This is a genomic window from Rhodoferax sp. EU05-FHT12H12, assembly GCF_058791215.1.
This window is the reverse complement of record NZ_JBYTDI010000002.1, coordinates 300,322-316,858: the sequence shown is the minus strand read 5'-3', so window position 1 is coordinate 316,858 and position 16,537 is coordinate 300,322. Positions and strand designations below refer to the sequence as shown.

The following is a 16,537-nucleotide window of genomic DNA, read 5'->3' as shown; positions in this document are numbered from 1 at the left end:
CCGAAATTTCAAGTCCCCTGCCGCACGCCGCCAGAAAAACAGCGGCCCGCGAATTCGGCTCAGCCGCGCACTTCGCCTTCGCCCAGCACCACGTACTTCAGTGAGGTCAGCCCCTCGATGCCCACCGGCCCGCGGGCGTGGAACTTGTCGGTGCTGATGCCGATTTCGGCACCCAGGCCGTACTCAAATCCATCGGCGAAGCGCGTGCTGGCATTCACCATCACACTGGCCGAATCCACCTCGCGCAGAAAGCGCTGCGCGTGCACATGGTTAGTGGTGAGGATGGCATCGGTGTGGTGGGACGAATACTGGTTGATGTGGGCGATAGCCTCGTCCACTCCGGCCACCACTTTCACGCTGACGATGGGTGCCAGGTATTCCTCGTACCAATCCTGCTCGGTAGCCGGCACCAGATTTGCTACAAAATTAGTAGCTGCTTGCGCAGTATCCACGGTGTCTAGCGGCACATTTGACGTCAAAATAGCCAGCGCCTCGGGGTCGCAGCGCATCTCCACACCCTTGGCCGCGTAGACCGCACCGATGCGTGGCAAAAACTCGGCGGCCGCACCGCGCGCCACCAGCAGGCCTTCGGTGGCGTTGCAGGGGCTGTATTTGTTGGTTTTGGCGTTGTCCGCCACCTTGACGGCCATGGCGATATCGCAGGGGTCGTCCACATAGGTGTGGCAGTTGCCGTCCAGGTGCTTGATGACCGGCACCTTGGCATCGCGGCTGATGCGCTCGATCAGGCCCTTGCCGCCGCGCGGGATGATCACATCCACATACTGCGGCATGGCGATGAGCTGGCCCACCACCTCGCGGTCGGTGGTTTGCACCAGTTGCACCGCGTCGGCAGGCAAACCGGCTTCCAGTAACGCCTGCTGCACCAGCTTGGCCAGGGCCTTGTTGGAGTCAATCGCCTCGGAGCCGCCGCGCAGGATGCAGGCATTACCGCTCTTGATCGACAGGCTTGCGGCTTCGATCGTCACATTGGGCCGGCTCTCGAAAATCATGCCGAACACGCCCAGCGGCACCCGCATCTGCCCCACGCGGATGCCGCTGGGCTGCTGCTTCATGCCAATGATTTCACCAATCACATCGGCCATGGCGGCCAGTTGCTCACAGCCCTCAGCGCAGGTCTCCAGGACTTTGGGCGTGAGTTTGAGGCGGTCCACCATGGGCGCGGCCAAGCCGTTGGCCACGGCGCGCTCAATATCCTTGGCGTTGTCCACCTGCAGGGCCGCGGTGTTTTCGCGCAGCAAGCGCGCTAAGGCGCGAAGCGCTACGTTTTTAGCAGCTGCTGGCGCACGCGCCATAAGGGCTGAGGCCACTTTTGCCTGCAAACCCAGAGCCAGGGTCGTTTCGGTGGTATTGGTCGCGTTCATGGGAGGATTTTCGCAGATTGCTCAGGACGCGCCCAGCGTGCGGGACCAGCGCTCCAAATCCTGCACCACACCGCCCAGTGCCATTGCCTCCTGCACCACGCCCGCCCACACGGGCGACTCCACCCGCACGCCCGACTGCAGCACCGACTGTGCCAAACGCTCCTGCACCCGCGCCTGCCATTGGGCCGCCGACCACCGCACACCGAGCGCGGCCAGCACACGCTGCTTGGGCTCCACCATATCCTGCACCCGCATGAGTCGCAGCAGCCGCTGCCGGGTCTCGGGCTGGTCGTGCAGACGTTCGGCCTGCTGATGGATGGCCTCGTTGAGCAGCACCTCCAGCACCAATTGGGCGTCCTGGCAGGCCCTGGACCACACCAGTGCGCCGTCAAAATGCAGCAGGCTGCGTTTGAAAGCCATGCCTCCCTCGACCAGCGACTGTGTGTGAAAGAAACAAAAGCCATTGGCATTCCAGCTCTGCGCTTCAATGGGTTGCCAAACCCCCTCCAGGCGGGCATGGAGGCGAATCGAGAGCTGGCTGTGCCGTGGCTGGTGGCGCTGGGCGGGAAGGCTGTCTGGCATAACGAATGCGCTCCAGAGCCGGTTCAGCGTCGTGTGTACACCGGGGCAGCCGCGGCCTTGGGCACAGCAGCACACAAGCCACACAGCTGCAGCGCCAGCCGGTGCAGCGCCTGCCAGCCTGTGCTGGGCCAATCGGGCTGTTTGAGGCCTTTGACGATGCCGTCCACCAGATGGGCGGATTGCAGCAGTTCGGCCAGTTTGGATTCGGAGAGTTTGGGTAACACGCGCTCGAACAGGCGCTCTTTCGGGCCCCAGATGCGGTTCTCGCGCAGCGCCATGGGCAGGGGGCGGCCCTGGGCCATGGCGTCTTTCACGCGCTTGAGGGCGCGGATGTCTTCCGCCAGCGTGTAGTGCACCAGCACTTCGGCCTCGCCTTCGGCCTGCAGGCCGTCCAGCATGCGCTGCACGCGCACGGCCTGGCCAGCCAACACCGCTTCACTGAGTTTGAAAACGTCGTAGCGGGCGACATTGAGCACGGCGCTCTCCACTTGCTCCAGCGTTAACACCCCGCCGTTCGCGTCGGCGGGGAACAACAACCCCAGCTTCTGGATTTCCTGGTGCGCGGCCAGCAGGTTGCCTTCCACGCGGTCGGCAAAAAACTGCAAGGTGCGCTGGCCTTCTTCACCCGCTTCCACGCGCTGGCCCTGGGCACCCAGGCGCTGGGCGATCCACTGTGGCAGCGCGCCGCGCTCCACCGGGCTGACTTCCAGCGTGACGCCATTGGCATCCAGCGCAGCAAACCAGGCGGTGGACTTGGTCATCTTGTCCAGACGCGGCAGCAAAACGATGGTGAGCGTGGAGTCGTTGCCCTGCGCACCTTCGGCCAGCTGCTGCAAGGCCACGCTGCCGTCCTTGCCAGGCTTGCCGCTGGGAATGCGGATTTCAACGATTTGTTTGTCGGCAAACAGGCTCAGCGAACCACCGGCGGCCAACACTTCGCTCCAGTCAAAGTGGGCACCGGCGACGGTATGCGACGTGCGCTCGGTGTAGCCGTTGGCGCGGGCGTTGGCGCGGATCGCGTCCAGCGCCTCTTGCTGCAGCAGCGGCTCATCGCCATGCAGCGTGTACAAGCTTTTGAGCCCGCGCTGCAGGTGGTTGCCAAGTTGATTCGCTGCGAGTTGCATAGGGGGCTGAGTTTAAGGCCCCCACGCTGCGCCGCTACGTTCAGGCCGCGAGGCCTAACGCTGTAGCGCGGGGCGCCAGCAGGGAACACACCAGATCCGTCGCGGCCTGGGCGGTTTGACCGCCAAAGTCGCGCAGCGGGTTGTACTCCGTCACTTCCAGCGCCACAAACTGCGGGTCCTGGCTGCAACCGGCCAGCACCTGCAGGGCATCGGCCAGGCGAATGCCCTGCTCCACCGGCGTGCCGGTGCCCGGCGCGTCGCGCGGGTCCAGGCCATCCAGGTCAAAGCTGATGCCCCAACCCGCCGTGCCAGCCTGCACGCGGGTGCGGGCTTCGTCAAAACACGCCGCAAAGCCGCGCTCCAGCACTTCGGGCATGTACATCACACGCACGCCCAGGCTATCCAGCAGCGCCTTCTCGGCCGGTTCATAGCTGCGCGCACCGATGATGACCAGGTGCTCAGGGCGCAGCTTGTGGCGCCAGCCAAACAAATCCGTCATGCCCGCCGAACCATGGCCCAGCAAGGCCGCCACCGGCATGCCGTGTGGTGCCTGGCTGTCCGAGGTGTCGGGCGTGTGGGCGTCCAGATGCGCGTCGATCCAGACCAGCCCCAGCGCGCCCTGTGGGCGCAGGTGGTCGGCCACCGCGCTCCAGGTGCCCACGGCGCACGAATGGTCGCCACCCAGCACCAGTGGCTGGTGGTTTTGGCGCAGCACCTGGGCCACCGCACCCGCCAGGCGCTCGGAGAATCCTTCGATGGCATTCAACCGGCTCGTCGCCAGCATGGGCTGGGCCGCCACTGTGTCACCCCAGGTCACGGTGCGCCCCGCGGCGGCGAGCGCGTTGGCAATGCCGTGCTCACGCAGCGCGGCAGCGCCCCACTTGCAGCCGCCATCGCTGGCGCCCTCGCCCACGGCGGCGCCCACCAGGTGCAGAACCGCGTCGCTCATGCGGCTTTGCGCAGCGTGGGCCGTGCCGCAGTGGCGCAGGCAAACAGGTCTTTGGGGTCTGGCAGGTCGGGCACCAGTTGCACAGTACTGCCCACGCCCAGCTTTTGCGAGAGCGCATGTACATAGCGCAGGGCCGACAGGTCTTCCAGCGCAAAGCCGACCGAATCGAACAGCGTGACTTGAGCAGCGTTGTCGCGTCCCACCGTAGTCCCGGCCAACACCTGCCACAGCGGGTGCGTCACAAAGTCGGCCGGCATTTGCTGCAGCTCGCCCTCGATGCGGGTTTGCGGCTCAAACTCCACAAACACCTTGGCATGGTTCAGGATTTCGGCCTGCAACTCGGTCTTGCCGGGGCAGTCGCCGCCCACGGCGTTCAGGTGCATGCCGGGCTCAATCATGTCAGCGGTCAGGATGGTGGCGTTGGTCTTGTCGGCCGTCACCGTGGTCACGATGTCGGCGCCACGCACGGCCTCGCGCGTGGAGGCGCAGCGCACGATGGTGAGGCTGCCGGCGTCGGTGTAGGGGCGCAGGTTGGCCACCAGCTTGTCGGTGGCCCTGGGGTCCACGTCAAACACCCGCAGCGTGGTGATGCCCAGCTGGGTCATGAAGGCAATGGCCTGGAATTCGCTCTGTGAGCCATTGCCGATCAGGGCCATGGTCTTGCTCTCGGGCCGGGCCAGCACCTTGGCGGCCATGGCGGAGGTGGCCGCGGTGCGCAGCGCAGTGGTGATGGTCAGCTCGCTCAACAACTCGGGGTAGCCGGTGGCCACATCGGCCAGCACACCAAAGGCCATCACGGTGGACAGACCTTGCAGCGGGTTCTTGGGGTGACCGTTGACGTACTTGAAGGCGTAGAGCGCGTCGTCGGACACGGGCATCAGCTCGATCACCCCGTTGGTGCTGTGGTTGGCGGTGCGGGGGGACTTGTCAAAATCTTCCCAACGCAGAAAGTCTTCGCGGATGGTCTGGGCCATCTCGGACATCATGGGGGCCAGGCCGTGCTGCAGCACCAGTTGCTGCATGTCGTGGACGTCGATATAGCGGGTCATGTCGTGTCTCCTCAGGTGACCGGGAGAGGTGCGGAATCCGCAGGCCCTGATGGGCCGCCCGGCATACCAGGAAGTTTAGGCGTGGGGCGGGCGCTGTAAGCGCCGAAGCGTGAGTGGCAAAGCGCGTAAAGCGCTGAACTGGCAATCCAACGCTTCCGTTTCGGAATCACCCCAAGTCCGTCTAAGTGTCGTCGCGCACCATCAGTGGAAAGCCTGCAAACTCCTTGACGGTCTGCAGCTCAGTGCTGGTGATCACCTTGTCGATGCCCAGACCGATGTCGTCGATCCAGGTGTTGGTGAGGTCGCGGTAGTGGGCCAGGTCGCGGCAGGCCAGGCGCACCAGGTAGTCGTAGCGGCCGCTGACCAGGTGGCAGGCAATCACCTCGGGGCAGGCCACCATGGCCGCCTCAAAACGCTGCACCGTGGCCTGGCGCTGGTCCTTGAGCGCAATCTCGGCAAATACCGACACATGCTCGCCCAGCGCCTTGCGCGCCAGCAGCGCGCGGTAGCCGGCAATCAGGCCGTCGTCTTCGAGCCGGCGGATGCGGTTCAGCGTGGCGCGGGCCGAGAGGTTCACCTCTTCGGACAAGGCCTGGGCGCTCATGCGCCCGTCGCGCTGCAGCAGCTCCAGCAGGGTTTGGTCCACACGGTCCAGGGCCATGGCATCAATCCAGGGTTTTGACGGCGGCAATGCGGCGCAGCAGCTGCTGCACGATGTCGGACTGCATGTCGCGGTAGAGCAGTGCTTCTTCGGCCTCCTTGGCCAGCACGGCGGATTCGTTGAAGCTGATGTCGCGCTGCTGGATGATCTCGGTGTCTGCGATCAGGTCCCGGCCCTGCGGCGTGCGCATGCGGAACTTGACGCGGATACGCAGCTGAAACTCACGCACCTGGCCCGAAGCGTTGACGCCCACCACCGTCTTCTCGCGCAGCTCCTGCAGGATGTCGACCACCACCTGGGGAGGCTGCCCACCCGCCGGGGGTACCAGCGGGCGCACGGCGCTGCCCAGGTAGCGGGCCAGCTCGGACGCCACCGCGCCACCGCGCTCGGGCGTGACGGCAATGGTCTCAAACGCAAAGGTTTGCTGGCCACGCAGCTTGAAACCGCAGCTGGCCAGCAAGGCCGCTGCGGGCAGCGCAATGAGGTGGCGGCGTTGCAGCACAGGCTTAGACCACCACGTTGACCAAGCGGCCGGGCACCACAATGACCTTCTTGGCTGGCGCACCGGCCGCGTGGCTCAAGAACGCCTCGCTGGCCAGGGCGGCGGCCTCAATGGCTTCCTTGCTGGCACCGGCGGGCACCCGCACCGCGCCGCGCAGCTTGCCGTTGACCTGCAGCACCAGTTCGATCTCGTCCTGCACCAGGGCCGAGGCATCCACCTGCGGCCAAGGCGCGTCCAACAAGTCGCCCAAGGTACCGGCATAGCCCAGCTCGGCCCACAGCGTGTGCGCCAGGTGTGGCGTGGCGGGGTAGAGCACACGCAGCAGGATGCCAAAACCTTCGATCAGCGCCACCTGGGCGCCCGCGCTATCCAGGGCCTTGAAACCCTCCAGCGCGTTGATCATCTTCATGGCGCCGGACACCACGGTGTTGTATTGCATGCGCTGGTAGTCGAAGTCCACCTGCTTGAGCACGGTGTGCATCTCCAGGCGCAAGGCTTTGGCTTCCTTGCCGAATTCAACATCTTTTAGGCTGCTAGCGCCCGCCACGCTTGCGCGAGCAGCTATCGAATCCATAGCAGACAGCTTGTAGCCAAAGTTCCATACGCGGCGCAGGAAGCGGTAGCTGCCTTCCACCGCGGAATCGTTCCATTCCAGCGTGGCCTCGGGCGGCGCGGTGAACATGGTGTAAATGCGGGCCGTGTCTGCACCGTATTTGGCGATCAGTTCTTGCGGATCCACACCGTTGTTCTTGGACTTGGACATGGTGCCCACGCCCTCGTAGTCGATGGCGGTACCCACGGGCAAGCGGCCATCGCCACTGTCGGCTTCGTTCTTGAGCTTGGCGCCCACCACCTTGCCGGCCTCGTCCAGCACATGCTCCACGTCATGCGGCCAGAAGTAGTCCTTGCCGCCCTTGGCGGTGCGGCGGCTGTAGATGTGGTTGAGCACCATGCCCTGCGTCAGCAGCTTGGTGAACGGTTCGTCCACCTTCACCAGTCCCAGGTCACGCATCACCTTGGTCCAGAAGCGGGCGTACAACAGGTGCAGGATGGCGTGTTCAATGCCACCGATGTACTGGTCCATGCCGCTGCCGCCGGTGGCCAGCTGTTGGTCGCGCATCCAGTAGTCGGTGCCGCCGGCCACCATGGCTTCCGCGTTCTTGGGGTCGCAGTAGCGCATGAAGTACCAGGACGAATCCACGAAGGTGTCCATGGTGTCGGTCTCACGGCGTGCGGGCTTGCCGCAGACCGGGCACACCACACCAGCGTGGAAACCTTCATGTTTGTGCAGCGGGTTACCCGAACCATCGGGCACGCAATCCTGCGGCAGCACCACGGGCAGGTCTTGCTCCGGCACGGGCACGGCGCCGTGTTCCTCGCAGTGGATGATGGGGATGGGTGTGCCCCAATAGCGCTGGCGGCTCACGCCCCAGTCGCGCAGGCGCCAGGTGGTTTTCTTCTCGCCCAGGCCTTTGGCGGCCAGGTCGGCGGCTACGGCGTCCACGGCCGCCTTGTAGGCCAGGCCGTCGTATTTGCCGGAGTTCACCGTGGCGCCACGCTGCTTGTCGCCATACGAATCCGCCCAGGCAGTGGACGAGAAGGCTTCGCCTTCCACCGCCACCACTTGCTTGATCTCGATGCCGTATTTCAGCGCAAACGCAAAGTCACGCTCGTCGTGTGCGGGCACGCCCATCACCGCGCCATCGCCATAGCCCATCAACACATAGTTGCCGACCCACACCGGCACTTGTGCGCCGGTCAGCGGATGCGTGACAAACAAGCCCGTGGGCTGGCCTTTTTTCTCCTGCGTGGCCAGCTCGGCCTCGGTGGTGCCGCCGTGCTTGCACTCTTCAATGAAGGCGGCCAGCGCCGCATTGCCCACGGCTGCATGTGCGGCCAATGGGTGCTCGGGCGCCACAGCGCAGAAGGTCACGCCCATGATGGTGTCGGCGCGCGTGGTGAACACGTACATGCGGCCGTCGCCAATCAGCGCGCCGCTCGCGTCCTTGATGTCGTGCGGGAACGCAAAACGCACACCTTCGCTCTTGCCAATCCAGTTTTCCTGCATCAGACGCACGCGGTCGGGCCAGCCATTGAGCGTAGCCTTCTCGTTGCCCATCTGCACGTGGTCCAGCAGCTCTTGCGCGTAGTCGGTGATCTTGAGGTAGTAGCCAGGGATCTCGCGCTTCTCCACCACCGCGCCGGTACGCCAGCCTTTGCCGTCAATCACCTGCTCGTTGGCCAGCACGGTCTGGTCCACGGGGTCCCAGTTCACCACCTGGGTCTTGCGGTAGGCAATGCCTTTTTCCAGCATCTTGAGGAACAGCCACTGGTTCCACTTGTAATACTGCGGGTCGCAGGTCGCGACCTCACGGCTCCAGTCGATCGCCAGGCCCATGGCCTGCATCTGGCCCTTCATGTAGGCGATGTTGTCGTAGGTCCACTGGGCGGGTGGCACCTTGTTCTTCAACGCGGCATTCTCGGCAGGCAGACCAAACGCGTCCCAGCCCATGGGCATGAGCACGTTGTAGCCGTTCATGCGCAGGTAGCGCGTGAGCATGTCGTTGATGGTGTAGTTGCGCACATGGCCCATGTGCAGCTTGCCGCTGGGGTAAGGCAGCATGGAGCAGGCGTAGAACTTCTTCTTTCCAGCGTCCTCGGTCACGCGGTAGGCGTTCTGGCCATTCCAGAGGGGTTGGGACCAATGGTCTTGGGCCGATTTTTCTACGTCGAGGTGCTGGTACTTGTCTTGCATGGGGAAAGGGCAGCGCCGGGCTGCCAGTGGAAAAGGCGTGGAGAGATTTTAGGCGCTGCGCCAGCGCAGCCGGTTGGGAGCCTAGGGCGTGGCCGCAGGCGGCTCCGGAGTGGCCACAAAGCCAATGCGACTCAGACCCGCAGCATGCGCCAGGCCCATGACCTCCACCACCCGGCCATAGGGCACGGCGGCGTCGGCGCGCAGCTGCACTTCGGTCAACGGGTTACGGGCGGCGGCCTTCTTCAGCTCCTGTGCCAGCGCTGGCAGCGCCATGGGCTGGTCGGCCAGATACGCTTGCCCGGACTTGTCCAGCGCCAGCGCCACGAACTGCGGGGCATCAGCGGCTTGGGCGCCTTCGGTCTGTGGCAGGTCCACCTTCACGGCACTGACCATCAGTGGCGCGGTGATGATAAAAATCACCAGCAACACCAACATGACGTCGATCAACGGTGTCATGTTGATCTCACTCATGGGTGAGGCGCTGGGCGTGCGCTCCAGACGGCCGAAGCTCATGGCCGCTGCGTCAACAAGAGCTCGCGCAGATCGCGCGCAAAGCCTTCCAGGTCCGCTTCGATGCGGCCGATGAGGCGCCCCAGGATGTTGTAACCGAGCACGGCAGGAATCGCGACCGCCAGGCCTGCGGCCGTCATGATCAGCGCCTCGCCCACTGGGCCGGAGATCTTGTCGATGCTGACCTGCCCCGAACCGGCAATGCCCAGGAGGGCGTGGTAAATGCCCCAAACGGTGCCCAGCAGGCCCACAAAAGGTGCGGTCGCCCCCACCGTGGCCAACAAAACCTGCCCGGCTTGCAACTGGCGCAACACGCCATGCAGTGCGTCGCGCAGCACACGGGTTAGCTGCTGGGACCGGTCACCCGCGGCGCCCAAGGTACCGGGCAGCGTTTGCTGCGTGGCTTCCACCAGCGGGCTGATCAGCAGCTCGCGGTCAAAGGTGCGCACCGCCGCCTGGGCCTGCGCCCAGTCGGGCGCCTGCCAGAACGCAGCGGTACTGCGAGCCACATCACGCACCGCGCGCTGCAACAACCAGCTTTTCCACAAGATCACCACCCAGCTGCAGACCGACATGCCCAGCAGCACCACAGATACCGTGGTGCTGACCGCATCCCCCTGGAACAGCTGGTGGGTGTTCATTTGAGATTCAATACGTCGAACATGTCGAACAGCCCGGCCTTGCGCCCGGCCAGGAAGCGCGCGGCACGCAGGCTGCCCTGCGCGTAGGTGACGCGGCTGGAAGACTTGTGGCTGATTTCAATGCGCTCACCAATGCCGGCAAACAGTACCGTGTGGTCACCCACAATATCGCCACCGCGGATGGTGGCGAAGCCAATGCTGGACGGATCGCGCTCGCCAGTCACGCCATAACGCTCGTACACCGCACACTCTTTCAGGTCACGCCCTAGGGCACCGGCAATCACCTCGCCCATCTTCAGGGCCGTGCCCGAAGGGGCATCCACCTTGTGGCGGTGGTGAGCCTCAACAATTTCGATGTCATACCCGGTAGACAGCGCCTTGGCGGCCATCTCCAGCAGCTTGAGGGTGACGTTAACGCCCACGCTCATGTTGGGCGCCATCATGATGGCGATGTCTTTGGACGCTTCCGCAATCTCGGCCTTCTGCGCATCGGTAAACCCGGTGGTACCAATGACGGCCGACACACCGAGCTCACGGCATACGCGCAGGTGCTCCAGCGTGCCTTCTGGGCGTGTGAAATCGATCAGCACGTCGCAGCCTTTCAGGCCCTCGCGCAAATCGGAGGTGATCAGCACGCCGGTTGGTTGGCCGAAAAACGCACCGGCGTCTTGGCCCTGCGCAGGGCTGCTGGCGATGTCCAGCGCACCGCCCAGGCGGCAGTCGTCGGCCGCACGCACGGCTTCAATCAACATCTGGCCCATGCGGCCGGAGGCGCCAGCAATGGCGATGGTGTGGGTCATGTCCCTGTCCTGTAGAGAAAAACGTTACTGCGCCGCAGGTTCCAGCGGCGGGTAGGCCGCCGGATCGGCCACCGCGGAAGCCGCGGCACCGGCCTCGGGCGCGGCCGGTACGGGAAACTTTTGCAGCTTGTCTTGCGGCGCCGTCAGGGCCGGCAGCGGCCCCTTGTTGGGCGACGACTTGAGCGTGGACACGAACTCCGCCTCGCTAGGCAATTCGTCGGCCTCAACCCGCTCCAGCGCATCGTTGTTGAAGAACACCGTCACCCTGCGCGACTGGGGCTCCGCGCCCTGGCGCTTCAGGGTGAACACATAGTCCCAGCGGTTGGCGTGAAACACGCTGGCCAGCAAAGAGGAGCCCAGCACGTCCTGCACCATGGCGCGCGGCATGCCAGGGCGCAGCACGGCAAGTTGCTCACGTGTCACCACATTGCCCTGCACGATGTCGATTTTGTAAGGCTGCACACGCTGCGCGGCCTTGGCCATCGTGTCGCTGGTGCTGCTGAGTGTGCTGCAACCCGCCAATGCGGCCAAGGCCAGCACCACCAAGGGGAAACGGGAACCACGCAGCAGGTTATTGGGCATGAAAAGTCAGGAACGATATGATCACGCGATTGTAGCGGCTGGCCTATACCAGCCAGACTGGCGCCCGCGCCTGGAGAATGCCATGAGCAACATCAACGAACTCAAAAACACAGGCCTCAAAGCCACCGTTCCTCGCCTGAAAATTCTGGAGGTTTTTCAGCGCGGCACGCAACGCCACATGACCGCGGAAGACGTGTTCCGTGTTTTGCTGCAAGAGCGCTCAGACGTGGGCCTGGCCACCGTGTACCGGGTGCTGACACAGTTTGAACAAGCCAGCATTCTGAGCCGCAGCCATTTTGAGAGTGGCAAGGCGGTATACGAGCTCAACGAAGGTCAGCACCATGATCACTTGGTGTGCCTGGATTGCGGCAAGGTGGAAGAGTTTTACGACGCCGAAATTGAAAAGCGCCAACATGCGGTGGCCAAGGCCAAGGGCTTCACCATTGCAGACCACGCACTGAGCCTGTACGCCACCTGCACCAAGGACAAGTGCCCCCACCGCAATAACCAGTCGGCCTGAACAGCCGATGGATCAGCCCTGCGACATCGCCTTGCGGTGCCGCTCGACAAACTCCTGGTAGGTATCAATTCCGCGCAGCTGCAGGATGGTGTTGCGCACAGCAGCCTCCACCAGCACCGCGATGTTGCGACCAGCCACCACCTGAATCACCACTTTGCGCACCGGAATGCCCAGCACGTCCTGGGTGAGCGGCTCATAGGGGATACGTTCGTATTCACGCTCCAGCGTTTCTCGGCGCACCAAGTGCACGATGAGCTTGAGGCGCATACGGCGGCGCACCGCAGTTTCGCCAAAGATACCGCGGATATCCAAAAGGCCGATGCCACGCACTTCCAGCAGGTTTTGCAGCAGCTCGGGGCAACGCCCCTCAATCGTGGTCTGGTTGATGCGATACAGGTCCACCGCGTCATCGGCCACCAGGCCGTTGCCGCGGGAGATCAACTCCAGACCCAACTCGCTCTTGCCCAAGCCGGACTCGCCAGTAATGAGCACGCCCAAGCCCAAAATATCCATGAACACACCGTGCATGGACATGCGTTCCGCAAAGTGTTTGGACAGGTAGGCACGCAGCACATCAATGACGAAAGCCGAAGACTCCTTGGTGGCGAACATCGGAATTTGCGCTCGCTCGCACATAGACAGCAGGGCTTGGGGCGCCGCTTGCCCATCTGCCAAAACCAGCACAGGCGGCTCCAATGTCACGATGCGGGAAATGCGGCGTGCACAGTCTTCGGGCGTGGCATTGGTGATGTAGGTGATTTCGCGCTCACCCAAAATCTGCACCCGGTAGGGATGGATGTAGTTGAGGTAGCCCACCAAGTCGGCCCCGGAACGGGCAGCGCTGATGGCCACTTCGTCGAACCGGCGCTCTGAGGCCCCCAAACCGGCCACCCACTCCCAACGCAGGTACGCCCGGAATTCTTCAAACAGGGCGTCTGCGCTGACCGCGGTGGGTTTCAAGGCACTGCTCGGCTAGGGGAAGTCAAGCGGCCCGTGCAGATTGCCAGCCCGTAATCAGGCTATGCAACTGGCCGGCATCGCCGCAAGCGGTGAGCTGCTCACGCAGGCTGGCATCGCTGAGCAATTCGGCAATTTCCGACAGGATTTCAAGGTGTTTCTGGGTGGCCGCTTCGGGCACCAGCAGAAAAATCAGCAAACTGACGGGCACATCGTCCGGCGCGTCAAAACCAATCGGCTTGGCCAGCTGAAACACTGCAGCCATGGGAGCCTTGAGACCCTTGATACGACCATGGGGGATCGCTACGCCATGCCCTAAACCGGTGGACCCCAGGCGCTCCCGGGAAAACAGGCTGTCAGTGACCAGTGCACGGCTCAGGCCGTGGAGATTCTCAAACAGCAGACCGGCTTCTTCAAAAGCACGTTTTTTGCTGGTGACATCGACTTGCGCAAGAACTTGCGAAGCGGAGAGGATGGACGCGAGTCGGTTCATGGTGTGAGGCGAATTATGCACACAAAAAAACCGCCCGTGGAAGGGCGGTTTTTGGGTGGCTGTCTCTAGCGCTTTGGCGCTTGCCTCGGGCCTTACATCAAACGCTTCGGGGCCTCGTGGTGGTGATTTTGCAAACGGTCTTTGTGGCGAACCACCTGGCGATCCAGCTTGTCCACCAGCTCATCAACGGCCGCATACAAATCCTCGTGGGCACTTTCCGCAAACATGTCGCTGCCCTTGACGTGGATGTTGCATTCGGCGCGCTGCCGTCGCTCCTTCTCCTTTTGCTTCTCAACGGTGAGTAGTACCTTGACGTCTACCACTTGGTCAAAGTGGCGCATGATGCGATCGAGCTTGGTCGTGACATAACTGCGCAGTGCGGGGGTAACTTCAAGGTGATGACCGCTGATCGTCAAATTCATAAATAGCCTCCAGTTGCTCTCAGGGTTGACAAAGCCTTCCACTTGCGGTGGTCGGCGCTCACACTAAAAATCCGAAATCTCTGAACCCTATTTGCGGTCGTCTTGAGAACAACTATGCGCCCGTTTGTGAGTGATTGCAATTGGTTTTTGTAATGCAATGCAACATGCAGAGACTCTTTACTTGGGCCCCGGTTCTGCCGACGGATGCAGTTGCAAACGGGACCCAACCACGATCGTCAACACGCTGGCGCAGCCCCCAACCACGGCGGCCCAACCATAGTTCTCTACAAGCCCGGCGGCGTCACGATCGATGATGTAGCCCCCCACCAGAGCCGCCAACCCCATGGCACCCGACTGGACTGCGGAGTTGAGCGTCATGAAAGTCCCACGCAACGCCGGATTGGCAGCCGAGGTCAGCATGGCCATGCCGGGGATCATGCGCCCGCTCATGCAGACAAAGAACAGCGTAGACACCAGCAACACCCACACCATGGCCACGGGCCCTAACTGGGTGATGGCCAGCATGGGGACCAGCACCACGGCGGCCATCACGCGAAAGGTCTTGAACTTGCCCCACCCGTCTGCCAGACGCCCCACGATGCGCGCGCTCAACAGGGTGGCCACACCGCCACACAGGTAGATGTAGGGCACCTGGTCCGCCCGCAGGCCCACATTGGCCTGCATATAGATGGTGATGTAGGGAATGACGGTAAAGCCTGCAAACATCAGCAAGGCCGAGAACACAAAGGCCCGCTGGTGGTTGCGATCCACGACCACGTCGCGGATACGCCCCCAAGACGAGGTATGCGCCTGGGCAGCCAGGTGCTCCTTGAGCGAAGGCATGGACAACTGGGCGAACACCATCAGCACGAGGCTCAGCGCTGCAATCAGGATAAACGGCAGGTGCCAGCCGAAGTGTGCGGCCAAAAACAGGCCCAGGGGAACACCCGCAACGGTAGACAGGGAGAAGGACGTCATCACCACGCCCATGGCCCGCCCGCGGCGCTCGTAGGGAACGACATCCCCCACGATGGTCTGACTCAGCGCCGACAGCACGCCGCCAAAAATGCCGGCCGCAATGCGGGCCACCATCAGGCTGCCGTAGGTGGGCGCAAGGCCGCAGGCCAGCGTGGAGAGGGCAAACAAGCCGTACAACACCATGAGCAGGCGCTTGCGGTCAAAACGGTCGATGTAGGTCGAGGCTGCGAGACCGGACGCCCCCGCAGCCAGCGTGTAGGCCGACACCAGCCAACCGAACTGGGCATCACTGATACGGAACAAGGCCGTGAGGGCCGGGCCGAGCGGCATCATGATCATGAAATCCAGGATGTTGGTGAACTGGATGCCGGCCAAGGTGATCAAGAGCCAAAGTTCGCGTCGTGGGGTGAGTGCAGAGGACATGGAAAAACGCACGGAAGTGCAGCGCAATAGGCAGCCGGACACTCTACCACCCCCATCTCGGTGCGATAATTTGGGCAACACCACTCTCGGAGAACGCTCCTTGGAAACCTACCCCAGTCGGTAGCTTTCAACTCCCAGCACTGCATCGGAGTTGAAAGCACCCAACCCGCACCGCAGACACCATTACATTGGGAGTGAGCCATGCTCAATATCTTTACGCTCGCCAACGGCCGCCTTTTTCAGGAAGAAATCGAGTCGCTGGAGGAGCTCTCCAAATTCCAACCCATCTGGGTGGACCTTGAATCACCTACGCTGGAAGAAAAACGCTGGGTCAAGCAGTACTACGGCCTGTCCATCCCGGATGATGCGATGGACGAGGACATTGAAGAGTCTGCGCGTTTTTATGCCGAAGACAACGGCGATGTGCACATTCGCAGTGACTTTTTGGTGGCCGACGACAACGAACCCCGCACCGTGCGCGTGGCCTTCATCCTGAATCTGGTGAATGCCAACCTCAAAAGCAAGGGCGTGCTGTTTTCCATCCACGACGAAGACGTGCCCGTGTTCCGCCTGCTGCGCATGCGTGCGCGCCGCGCTCCGGGACTGATCGAAGACGCCAAGGAAGTACTGCTCAAACTGTTTGATGCCGACGCCGAATACTCCGCCGATACGCTGGAAGGCATTTACGACGAGTTGGAGAAAGTCAGCAGCCAGGTGTTGTCCGGGGATGTGACCGACGCCATGGCGGGCGAGGTGCTGGGTTCCATCGCGCGCCACGAAGACATGAATGGCCGCATCCGCCGCAACGTGATGGACACCCGGCGCGCCGTGAGTTTCATGATGCGCAGCAAGATGCTCAATGCCGAGCAGTTCGAAGAAGCTCGGCAGATTCTGCGCGACATCGACTCGCTGGACTCGCACACGGCGTTCTTGTTCGACAAGATCAACTTCTTGATGGACGCCACAGTGGGCTTCATCAACATCAACCAGAACAAGATCATCAAAATCTTCTCGGTGGCCAGCGTGGCGCTGCTACCGCCAACGCTGATTGCCAGTCTGTACGGCATGAACTTCAAATTCATGCCCGAGCTGGACTGGGCGCTGGGCTACCCCTACGCGTTAGCCCTGATGGTGGCCAGCGCCTTGGTCCCCATGTGGTACTTCCGCAAACGTGGCTGGCTCAAGTAAATACAGAGAAGTAGGCTGC

18 protein-coding genes are annotated in these 16,537 nt (G+C 62.9%); 2 read left to right on the top strand and 16 right to left on the bottom strand.

Features of this window, described 5'->3' with window-relative positions:
• Positions 1 to 59 precede the first annotated feature (59 nt).
• From AC3WS7_RS06240 to AC3WS7_RS06185, 12 genes are all read right to left on the bottom strand, one after another.
• Positions 60 to 1,382, bottom strand: coding sequence for a glutamate-5-semialdehyde dehydrogenase (locus tag AC3WS7_RS06240; RefSeq protein ID WP_492655753.1), 1,323 nt, complete (start codon positions 1,380 to 1,382; stop codon positions 60 to 62).
• A gap of 21 nt (positions 1,383 to 1,403) precedes the next feature.
• Entirely contained in the window at positions 1,404 to 1,964 is a 561-nt protein-coding gene (locus AC3WS7_RS06235; RefSeq protein ID WP_492655752.1) for a hypothetical protein, read from the bottom strand.
• 23 nt (positions 1,965 to 1,987) lie between these two features.
• Complete coding sequence (gene holA, locus AC3WS7_RS06230; protein ID WP_296472458.1) at positions 1,988 to 3,088, bottom strand: DNA polymerase III subunit delta; 1,101 nt, start codon at positions 3,086 to 3,088, stop codon at positions 1,988 to 1,990.
• A gap of 40 nt (positions 3,089 to 3,128) precedes the next feature.
• Entirely contained in the window at positions 3,129 to 4,037 is a 909-nt protein-coding gene (locus AC3WS7_RS06225) for an arginase (protein ID WP_492655751.1), read from the bottom strand.
• A complete protein-coding gene (gene ocd, locus AC3WS7_RS06220; protein ID WP_296472454.1) occupies positions 4,034 to 5,086 on the bottom strand; it encodes an ornithine cyclodeaminase in 1,053 nt (350 codons plus the stop codon). The genes AC3WS7_RS06225 and ocd overlap by 4 nt, the downstream gene beginning before the upstream one ends.
• Before the next feature lie 181 nt (positions 5,087 to 5,267).
• On the bottom strand, positions 5,268 to 5,747 hold the full coding sequence (locus AC3WS7_RS06215) for an Lrp/AsnC family transcriptional regulator (protein ID WP_296472452.1): 480 nt from the start codon (positions 5,745 to 5,747) through the stop codon (positions 5,268 to 5,270).
• A 4-nt stretch (positions 5,748 to 5,751) separates the two neighbouring features.
• Positions 5,752 to 6,246 (bottom strand): LPS-assembly lipoprotein LptE, encoded by a 495-nt coding sequence (locus AC3WS7_RS06210; protein WP_296472525.1) that lies wholly within the window; start codon positions 6,244 to 6,246, stop codon positions 5,752 to 5,754.
• A gap of 7 nt (positions 6,247 to 6,253) precedes the next feature.
• Positions 6,254 to 9,004 (bottom strand): leucine--tRNA ligase, encoded by a 2,751-nt coding sequence (gene leuS / locus AC3WS7_RS06205; protein ID WP_296472450.1) that lies wholly within the window; start codon positions 9,002 to 9,004, stop codon positions 6,254 to 6,256.
• Positions 9,005 to 9,085: 81 nt separating this feature from the next.
• Complete coding sequence (locus AC3WS7_RS06200) at positions 9,086 to 9,517, bottom strand: ExbD/TolR family protein (RefSeq protein WP_492655750.1); 432 nt, start codon at positions 9,515 to 9,517, stop codon at positions 9,086 to 9,088.
• Positions 9,514 to 10,155 (bottom strand): MotA/TolQ/ExbB proton channel family protein, encoded by a 642-nt coding sequence (locus AC3WS7_RS06195; protein WP_492655749.1) that lies wholly within the window; start codon positions 10,153 to 10,155, stop codon positions 9,514 to 9,516. Before AC3WS7_RS06195 ends, AC3WS7_RS06200 begins: the two co-directional genes overlap by 4 nt.
• Positions 10,152 to 10,955 (bottom strand): 4-hydroxy-tetrahydrodipicolinate reductase, encoded by an 804-nt coding sequence (gene dapB / locus AC3WS7_RS06190; RefSeq protein ID WP_492655748.1) that lies wholly within the window; start codon positions 10,953 to 10,955, stop codon positions 10,152 to 10,154. The genes AC3WS7_RS06195 and dapB overlap by 4 nt, the downstream gene beginning before the upstream one ends.
• Positions 10,956 to 10,979: 24 nt before the next feature.
• Entirely contained in the window at positions 10,980 to 11,537 is a 558-nt protein-coding gene (locus AC3WS7_RS06185) for an outer membrane protein assembly factor BamE (RefSeq protein WP_296472442.1), read from the bottom strand.
• Positions 11,538 to 11,619: 82 nt separating this feature from the next.
• Here AC3WS7_RS06185 and fur point away from each other — a divergent pair, with 82 nt between their 5' ends.
• A complete protein-coding gene (fur, locus tag AC3WS7_RS06180; protein ID WP_296472440.1) occupies positions 11,620 to 12,057 on the top strand; it encodes a ferric iron uptake transcriptional regulator in 438 nt (145 codons plus the stop codon).
• A 12-nt stretch (positions 12,058 to 12,069) separates the two neighbouring features.
• Here fur and hprK read toward each other — a convergent pair whose 3' ends face one another.
• From hprK to AC3WS7_RS06160, 4 genes are all read right to left on the bottom strand, one after another.
• Positions 12,070 to 13,017 carry an HPr(Ser) kinase/phosphatase gene (gene hprK / locus AC3WS7_RS06175; RefSeq protein WP_105259402.1) on the bottom strand — a complete coding sequence of 316 codons (948 nt, stop codon included), beginning with the start codon at positions 13,015 to 13,017 and terminating at the stop codon, positions 12,070 to 12,072.
• Positions 13,018 to 13,039: 22 nt separating this feature from the next.
• A complete protein-coding gene (locus AC3WS7_RS06170; protein WP_296472437.1) occupies positions 13,040 to 13,507 on the bottom strand; it encodes a PTS sugar transporter subunit IIA in 468 nt (155 codons plus the stop codon).
• 92 nt (positions 13,508 to 13,599) lie between these two features.
• Positions 13,600 to 13,929 (bottom strand): ribosome hibernation-promoting factor, HPF/YfiA family, encoded by a 330-nt coding sequence (gene hpf / locus AC3WS7_RS06165; protein WP_296472434.1) that lies wholly within the window; start codon positions 13,927 to 13,929, stop codon positions 13,600 to 13,602.
• Between the two features lie 177 nt (positions 13,930 to 14,106).
• Positions 14,107 to 15,330: an MFS transporter gene (locus AC3WS7_RS06160; protein WP_492655747.1), complete on the bottom strand. Its 1,224-nt coding sequence runs from the start codon at positions 15,328 to 15,330 to the stop codon at positions 14,107 to 14,109.
• 201 nt (positions 15,331 to 15,531) lie between these two features.
• Between AC3WS7_RS06160 and corA the strand changes: the two genes are divergently transcribed.
• Complete coding sequence (gene corA / locus AC3WS7_RS06155; RefSeq protein WP_296472431.1) at positions 15,532 to 16,518, top strand: magnesium/cobalt transporter CorA; 987 nt, start codon at positions 15,532 to 15,534, stop codon at positions 16,516 to 16,518.
• Positions 16,519 to 16,537 lie beyond the last annotated feature (19 nt).